This window comes from Flavobacterium sp. (assembly GCF_036405015.1).
GTDB lineage: Bacteria > Bacteroidota > Bacteroidia > Flavobacteriales > Flavobacteriaceae > Flavobacterium.
The window spans coordinates 1-8369 of record NZ_DASWYK010000085.1 but is presented as its reverse complement, the minus strand read 5'-3'; the positions used below and the strand labels follow the sequence as shown (position 1 = coordinate 8369).

Below are 8369 nucleotides of genomic sequence, written 5' to 3'. Positions count from 1 at the left end.
AAAATGTTTTGTTCTATTCTCTAGTACTTTTAAAAAATTAGCTTTTCTATTTTCAGTTAATATGTTTTCTAAGAATGCGAGGTAATCTAAATCAATCATTTTTATTTTATTTATTGCTAATTGCAAGCTTTTCGCCTTTTTTAAATTTAATTTGCGAAAATAACTATTTCATTTTAAAAACCTCTCATTTCCTTATCTTTGAATGAGAATCAAAAAAATCTCTACAAAAAATGAAAAAGAAACTTGTAGTCTTGACTGGAGCTGGAATCAGCGCAGAAAGCGGAATCAAAACTTTTCGTGACAGTGATGGTTTATGGGAAGGCCATGATGTAATGGAAGTTGCTACGCCAGAAGGATGGCACAAAAATCAGGAATTAGTTTTAGACTTTTATAATAAACGACGCCAGCAATTAAAGGAAGTAAAACCAAATCTTGGACATATCATTTTGGCTGAATTGGAAAAAGATTTTGATGTGCAAATCATTACTCAAAACGTTGACGATTTACATGAACGCGCCGGAAGTACAAACGTTTTACATTTGCATGGCGAATTATTAAAAGTTCGAAGCACACAAAACAAAAATCTAATTTTAGATTGGACTGAAGATTTATTTACGGGAGATTTAGACACAAACGGTCATCAATTACGTCCGCATATTGTTTGGTTTGGCGAAGAAGTTCCTGCATTAGAAGAAGCAAGTGACATTACTGAAACAGCAGATTATTTTGCTGTAATCGGAACTTCGCTTCAGGTTTATCCAGCAGCTGGTTTGGTTGCTTACGTTCCAAGTACAACTCCAGTTTTTTATATTGATCCAAAACCCATTTCAATTCCAAATATTAGAAACAAAGTAGAAACGATTGCCAAATTCGCATCTGAAGGAGTTGCCGATTTAAGAGCGAGATTAAATTCATTTTGAATGCACAAATGCGTGTTTTAATTGCCTGTAATCGCCAAATTCTGTTTATATTTGCACCTTTCGAAAAAACAACATAACAATGACTACTCTAAACGAATTGAATGCTATATCTCCAATTGATGGACGATATAGAAATAAAACTCAAAATTTAGCCCCTTTTTTCTCTGAAGAAGCTTTAATAAAATATCGTGTTTTAGTTGAAGTGGAATACTTCATTGCTTTATGCCAAATTCCATTACCACAATTACAAGGTATTGATGCTACTTTATTTGAAAGTTTAAGAAACATCTACAAAAACTTCTCAACTGAAGATGCACTTTGGATTAAAGAAACGGAGAAAGTAACCAACCACGACGTAAAAGCGGTTGAATACTTCATTAAAGATGCTTTTGAAAAATTAGGATTATCGCAATACAAAGAGTTCATTCACTTCGGATTAACATCTCAGGATATTAACAATACTGCGATTCCGCTTTCTACAAAAGAAGCGTTTGAGCAAGTCTACATGCCAACTTTAATTTCAGTAATTTCAAAATTAAAAGAATTAAGCGTTGAATGGAAAGATATTCCGATGTTGGCGCGTACGCACGGACAACCAGCCTCTCCGACTCGTTTAGGAAAAGAGATTTTGGTATTTGTTGAGCGTTTAGAAGAGCAAATGCGTTTGTTGTTCAATATTCCGTTTGCAGCTAAATTTGGTGGTGCAACTGGAAACTTCAATGCACATCACGTAGCATACCCACAAATTGACTGGAAACAATTTGGAAATAAATTTGTTGAAACTGATCTTGGTTTACAGCATTCTTTCCCAACAACTCAAATTGAGCATTACGATCATTTTGCTGCATTCTTTGATGCTTTAAAAAGAATCAACACCATTATTATCGATTTAGATCGTGATATCTGGACGTATGTTTCTATGGATTATTTCAAACAAAAAATCAAAGCTGGAGAAATTGGTTCTTCTGCAATGCCACATAAAGTAAATCCAATTGATTTTGAAAACTCAGAAGGAAACTTAGGAATTGCAAACGCTATTTTAGAACATTTAGCAGCTAAATTACCAATCTCAAGATTACAGCGTGATTTAACTGATAGTACTGTTTTGCGTAATGTTGGTGTTCCGTTTGGACATACTATTATTGCTTTTGAAGCTACCTTGAAAGGTTTGAACAAATTACTTTTAAACGAAAGTAAATTTGCTGAAGATTTAGAGAAAAACTGGGCAGTTGTAGCAGAAGCAATTCAGACAATCTTACGTCGTGAAGCATATCCAAATCCATACGAAGCTCTAAAAGGTTTAACAAGAACTAATGAAGCAATTGACAAAAATGCGATTCATAACTTCATTGCAACTTTAGAAGTTTCTGATTCAGTTAGAGCAGAATTAATGGCTATAACTCCTAGTAATTACACAGGAATTTAAGAAAAATACCAAATATTTTCCCAAAAAAAGCTATCTTTATCGAGATAGCTTTTTTTATTTAATTCGGAGCCAAACCAGTATTATCTAGCCATTTATAATTATAAAAATGCAGTGAATTTCATGAAAATGAAAACTGGATCAGCTCCTTTAAAAAAATACCACGTTTTTATATGATTGCATTAAATGCCGCTGCTGAAAGTACACACCATTTACAACCTTTAATTAGTGATCTGGGATTAATCCTGATGACTGCTGGAATTGCTGTTTTATTATTTAAAAAAATGAAACAACCTCTGGTTTTAGGTTACCTGATTGCAGGATTTTTAGCTGGAAACCATTTTGATTTTTTCCCTTCTATTACCGACATGAAAAGCGTTGAAGTTTGGGCCGAAATCGGGGTTATATTTTTACTTTTTAGTTTAGGACTCGAATTCAGCTTTAAGAAACTAATGAAGGTTGGAGGAACTTCATCTGTCACCGCGATAACCCAAATCATGTTTATGACATTTATTGGTTTTTGCGTCGGACAATGGATGGGCTGGGGAAAAATGGACAGTATTTTCTTGGGAGCCACACTTTCGATTTCCTCAACAACCATTATTATCAGAGCTTTTGATGAATTGGGAGTGAAAGGAAAAAAATTCGTCGGAATTGTATTTGGAGCTTTAATTGTTGAAGATATTGTTGCGATTTTAATGCTCGTTTTATTATCAACAATTGCGGTAAGTGATCAGGTTTCCGGAAGTGAATTATTACAGTCTGTTTTAAAATTAGTTTTCTTTTTAATCATTTGGTTCTTGGGAGGAATCTTTATTATTCCAACTATTTTAAAAAAAGCAAAACATCTTTTGACTGATGAGATGTTATTGATTATTTCATTAGCATTATGTTTGATGATGGTCGTTTTTGCTGCAAATGTTGGTTTCTCGCCAGCACTTGGAGCTTTTATCATGGGTTCTATTATTGCAGAAACTACAATGGCAGAAAAAATCGAACATTTAATTCAGCCTGTAAAAGATTTATTTGGTGCCGTTTTCTTTGTATCAGTTGGAATGTTAATCAATCCGAACACTTTATTGACTTATGCACTTCCTGTTGCTTTAATTACACTGATCACAATTTTCGGAAAAGCATTTAGTTCTTCCATTGGTGCTTTAATTTCTGGACAGCCCTTAAAACAATCTGTTCAAACCGGAATGAGTTTAGCACAAATTGGAGAGTTCTCTTTTATCATTGCGACTTTAGGAATGACTTTGAAAGTTACTAGTGACTTTTTATATCCTATAATTGTAGCCGTTTCTGCAATCACAACATTTACAACTCCGTTTTTAATTAAATATTCAGAGCGTTTTGCTTTATTCCTAGAATCAAAAATGCCGAAAAGATGGGTTAAAAATATCAATAGATACAGTGTTAATGCACAGGCCATTAAATCGGTAAGCACTTGGCAGATTGTACTTCGTTCATCGGTTACGCAAATTATTCTTCATACTATTATTATTACTGCAATAATTTTATTGTCTTCCAAATTTGTAGCGCCTTTAGTAGCCGATACTAGATTTGGAAATACCTTGGCTGCGTTGTTAACTTTAGTCATTATTGCGCCTTTTTTATGGGCATTATCGCTTCGTCGCGTTAAAGTTGATGAAGTAGAAACACTTTGGGAAGAACGCAAATACCGTGGCGCATTATTAATGCTTATTTTAATTAGAATGAGTCTTGGATTATTCTTCGTTGGATTTTTATTGAATATTTTCTTCTCACCTTTGGTTGCTTTTATTGCACTTATTATTGCTATTGGAGCGTATCAGATTTTCCCGAAAAAATTAAATGAACAATATCATAAAATTGAAAATCACTTTTTGAAAAACCTCAACGATCGTGAAAACAAAAAAATAGACAGAAGATATGCCAATCTAATGCCTTGGGATGGCCACATGTCTTTTTTTGATATTAAAAAAGAATCTAATTTGGTAGGACAGACATTGCAGGAACTAAAAATTCGTGAGCAATTAGGAATCAATATCGCGTATATTAAAAGAGGAGATGTTACAATTCCAATTCCGACTAAAAATGAGCGTTTATTTCCAGGAGATGAAATCTGCGTAATTGGAACCGATGCCCAAATTGCTGAATTCACAAAATTCTTAACCCAAAATGAAACAGAACCACCTGTAAAAATAGAAGAAACTGACATTGTTTTACGTCAGCTGGAAGTTTCACAAGACGAATTTATTCAAAAAAGTATTGGCCAATTTAGAGCCAAAACAGACGGAATGGTCGTAGGAATAGAACGAAACGGAAACCGTATCTTAAATCCAGAATCGAGCCTAATCTTAGAAAAAAATGATATTCTCTGGGTTGTAGGAGATAAAAAAAGAATGACGGCTTTGTTGGCGGTGAAATAAGTTTTTTTTTAAAGGGACAAAGTAACAAAGGGTCAGAGGCTCAAAGATCTTATAAAAAATAAAAGGCTTAGATTTTTCCAAATGGAAAAATCTAAGCCTTTTTAACTTTGTCCCTTTGTTACTTTGAGCCTTTGCCCCTATAAAAAAATTATTTATTCGGTTGCGGTGTCAAACGCAAATAAGGTTTTATCGGAGTATGTCCTTTTGGGAATTTTGCTGGAATATCACTGTCTGGAATTGCTGGCGCGATAACTACATCTTCTCCATCCTTCCAGTTTGCTGGAGTTGCGACACTATAATTTGCAGTTAATTGTAAACTGTCAATTACACGAAGTAATTCGTCAAAATTTCTTCCTGTTGAAGCTGGATACGTTAAAGTCAATTTGATTTTTTTATCTGGTCCAATCACAAAAACAGAACGAACTGTAAATTTGTCACTTGCATTTGGATGGAGCATATCATAAAGATTAGCCACTTTTTTATCCTCATCTGCAATAATCGGGAAATTTACTTCTGTATTTTGAGTTTCGTTGATGTCTTTAATCCACTCTTTGTGTGAGTCTAAACCATCTACGCTTAAAGCAATAACTTTTGTATTTCTTTTATTAAATTCTGGAACATAGTTGGCTACAGTTCCTAATTCAGTTGTACAAACAGGAGTAAAATCTGCTGGATGCGAAAATAAAACACCCCAAGAATCACCTAACCATTCATGAAAATTAATTGGTCCCTGCGTAGTTTGCGCATGAAAATCTGGAGCTATATCGCCTAATCTTAATGTTGACATAATTTATCTTTTTTTAGTTCCTCTAAAATTAACCAAAAAAAGCATATAGAAAACATTCCTTTTCTTAAAAAAAGTTAAAATTCTACTTTGTCGATATAATTAGTATTTTACTCCTAAATAAAAGTGAGAATAAAGTACCATAAAGCAAGCGTTACAAAAGAAATCGGAATCCCGAAACCAATCATCATACTGCTTAATTTTGGTTTTAATCCGTATGTTGATGCCAGAATTGCACCTGTAATCATAGGAGCCATTGCCGTTTCCATCAAAGTAATTTTAATAACTTCTGAACGCTGGTTGAAAATAAAAACATAAAGAACAAAAATCACAAAAGGAACTAAAATCAATTTAAAGAAAAGTCCTAATCTCAAGAATTTCCAATGCTGGCTTTTTCGATCAAAAGTTAATTGCAGACCAACAGAAAGTAGCGCTAAAGGTGTTACTAAACTTCCTATTTTCAACAATCCTGATTGAATACTTTCATTCAAATCAACCTGAAAAACATTCATCAAACAAGCAATGACAAACATAATAAACGGTGGAAAGAAAATGATTTTTTTTAAGATTCCTAAAGCATCTGGACTTCCTTTAGAATAAAAAGCTGCTGTAAAAACACCAAGTGTAGAAACCACGACAAAAGTTCCTGGTTGATCTACCAAAACTGCTGTTTCTAAGCCTTTCTTTCCGAACAAAGCTTCGATAATTGGATAACCGAGAAATGAACTATTGCTTAATCCCGCTGTTAAAATCAAACAGCCAATCAATTTATTCGACCAGCCATTTCTTCTTCCTAAAAAATGAAAAAAGATAAAAGCTAAAATATAAGTAATCCAGCCCGCTCCTATAGGAAACAACAATTCGCTGCTCCATTTTATTTTTGGAATATGATACAAAGTAATTGCTGGAAGACAGAAATAAATAACAATTTTATTGAGCGTCTTATAAATATGAGTAGGAAATTGTTTTACTCGCTGTAAAATTAATCCGAGTGCAAGAAAGAAAAATATTAGAATAAAGTTGTTCATATCATAAGATCATAACAAAAATAGGCATTTCTAATTTAGTGATTAACTAAAAGTGATTAGTAATTGGCTTTTTTACTGAATCGTAACTACTGTTTTTCTTTTGTTAAACATGTAACATTTAATAAATAACCCACTCAAATTTATTTCTAAAATCGAAAAACTTCATTTTAAAAAAACTCGTAAACAACTAATTACCAATCACTTTTCACTAATTACTACTCGCTCATTTCAAAAAAAATAGTTAAATTAGTATTTTGTGTTACAAAAACACGTAAATTTGTAACATATTTTATTACAGTATGATTTCAGGTAAATTTGCCATAACGATTCACATTCTTACTTTGCTCCATAAGTTCCCAAATGATTATTTATCATCGGAGTTTATTGCGGGAAGTATTAATCTTAATCCTGTTTTGGTTCGTAAAGAAATTGCCAACTTAAAAGCACATCATATTGTAGAAAGTAAAGAAGGAAAAAATGGTGGTACCAAATTGGCAGTAAACGCCGCTGAACTGACTTTAAAACAAATATTCGAAATGACCTTTGAAACGATTGGTTTAGGTTTTGCTAAAAATCAGCCGAATCCTGAATGTCCTGTTGGAAAAAACATCAATCAGCATTTGGAGAATTTATATAGCGAAATGAATCAGAAAGTCAGCGCGCAGTTGGAAGGAATTTCATTGGAAGATTTTTCGAATCAATTTTAAAACTATTTTTTTAATCAAAACTGTAACATTTTTTATTACTAAATAAATTTATATATTATGAAAATCGCACTTATTGGAGCTACAGGATTTGTTGGCTCAGCACTTTTAAACGAATTAGCAGACAGAAAACACGAAATCACTGCTATTGCAAGAACTCCAAAAGACACAACTAACGCGACTTGGGTTGCTGCAGATATTTTTAATGTGGATGCTTTGGCAGAAATCTTAAAAGGTCACGATGCTGTAATCAATGCTTATAATCCAGGATGGACAAACCCAAATATTTATGATGACTTTTTAGCTGGCTCTAAAGCGATTCAGAAAGCGGTTAAAAAATCGGGAGTAAAACGTTTTATCACTATTGGTGGTGCGGGAAGTTTATACGTTGCACCAGACTTACAAGCGGTTGACACTCCAGATTTCCCAAAAGAAATTTTCCCAGGTGCAAACGCGGCAAGACATTATTTAAATATCATCAAAGAAGAAAAAGATTTAGATTGGGCATTCTTTAGTCCTGCTTTTGAAATGCATGCTGGAACTAAAACAGGAAGAACCGGAAAATACCGTTTAGGCTTAGAAAACCCTGTTTTCAATGACGAACAAAGAAGTATTTTATCTGTAGAAGATTTAGCAGTTGTTATCGCTGATGAAACAGAAAATCCAAAACACCACCAAGTTAGATTTACAGCAGGATATTAAAAAAAGCTGCTAGGATTCTAAGTTTTTTTTTAGCCACGACTCGAGCGACAGCGAACAGGCGAAGTAATTCACGAATTTTCTTTTTAAAATCTTTGCGATTATTTTTTCGAATTAATTTGAATAATAATATCAGATATAGTTTTTCAAAAGAAAATTCGTGAATTCGTGGCAAACTTATTTTTACTCATTGTGAGAATAACAAATTAGTGGTAATTCGTGTAATTCGTGGCAAACTAACTTTTTGAAACTGTTTTTGTTTTCTGTACTTTTACATTTCTAAAAAATGCGTTTTGTCAACTTTCAATAAACAATCTGGCAGTATATCTGAAAAAGCTGGAATTTCACCTCCCGAAATCACCAATATTTCGGCTATCAATCAAATTAAATTCAAACGCAA

The 8369-nt window shown here is 33.2% G+C and carries 7 protein-coding genes and 1 pseudogene; 5 read left to right on the top strand and 3 right to left on the bottom strand.

Translation table 11 applies throughout. The features are described from left to right. Positions 1–99: pseudogene (locus VGE71_RS06965) on the bottom strand (TrmH family RNA methyltransferase); the annotation flags it as partial. Between the two features lie 131 nt (positions 100–230). Between VGE71_RS06965 and VGE71_RS06960 the strand changes: the two are divergent. The 3 genes from VGE71_RS06960 to VGE71_RS06950 all read left to right on the top strand — a co-directional run bounded on the left by VGE71_RS06960 (position 231) and on the right by VGE71_RS06950 (position 4754). Beyond that, a complete protein-coding gene (locus tag VGE71_RS06960; RefSeq protein WP_331137673.1) occupies positions 231–920 on the top strand; it encodes an NAD-dependent deacylase in 690 nt (229 codons plus the stop codon). Positions 921–999: 79 nt separating this feature from the next. After that, positions 1000–2346: an adenylosuccinate lyase gene (gene purB / locus VGE71_RS06955; RefSeq protein ID WP_331137672.1), complete on the top strand. Its 1347-nt coding sequence runs from the start codon at positions 1000–1002 to the stop codon at positions 2344–2346. A 170-nt stretch (positions 2347–2516) separates the two neighbouring features. Beyond that, positions 2517–4754 carry a cation:proton antiporter gene (locus tag VGE71_RS06950; RefSeq protein WP_331137671.1) on the top strand — a complete coding sequence of 746 codons (2238 nt, stop codon included), beginning with the start codon at positions 2517–2519 and terminating at the stop codon, positions 4752–4754. 148 nt (positions 4755–4902) lie between these two features. On the opposite strand, the gene VGE71_RS06945 is transcribed toward VGE71_RS06950, so the two are convergent. Both VGE71_RS06945 and VGE71_RS06940 read right to left on the bottom strand, forming a co-directional pair. Further along, positions 4903–5541, bottom strand: coding sequence for a peroxiredoxin (locus tag VGE71_RS06945; RefSeq protein WP_331137670.1), 639 nt, complete (start codon positions 5539–5541; stop codon positions 4903–4905). A 113-nt stretch (positions 5542–5654) separates the two neighbouring features. After that, positions 5655–6566: an AEC family transporter gene (locus VGE71_RS06940; protein ID WP_331137669.1), complete on the bottom strand. Its 912-nt coding sequence runs from the start codon at positions 6564–6566 to the stop codon at positions 5655–5657. Positions 6567–6865: 299 nt separating this feature from the next. Here VGE71_RS06940 and VGE71_RS06935 point away from each other — a divergent pair, with 299 nt between their 5' ends. Together VGE71_RS06935 and VGE71_RS06930 are read left to right on the top strand one after the other, a co-directional pair. Beyond that, the gene (locus VGE71_RS06935) at positions 6866–7273 is read left to right on the top strand and encodes an Rrf2 family transcriptional regulator (protein ID WP_331137668.1); all 408 of its coding nucleotides are present in this window, start codon (positions 6866–6868) and stop codon (positions 7271–7273) included. 57 nt (positions 7274–7330) lie between these two features. Next, a complete protein-coding gene (locus tag VGE71_RS06930; RefSeq protein WP_331137667.1) occupies positions 7331–7972 on the top strand; it encodes an NAD(P)-dependent oxidoreductase in 642 nt (213 codons plus the stop codon). Positions 7973–8369: the final 397 nt, after the last annotated feature.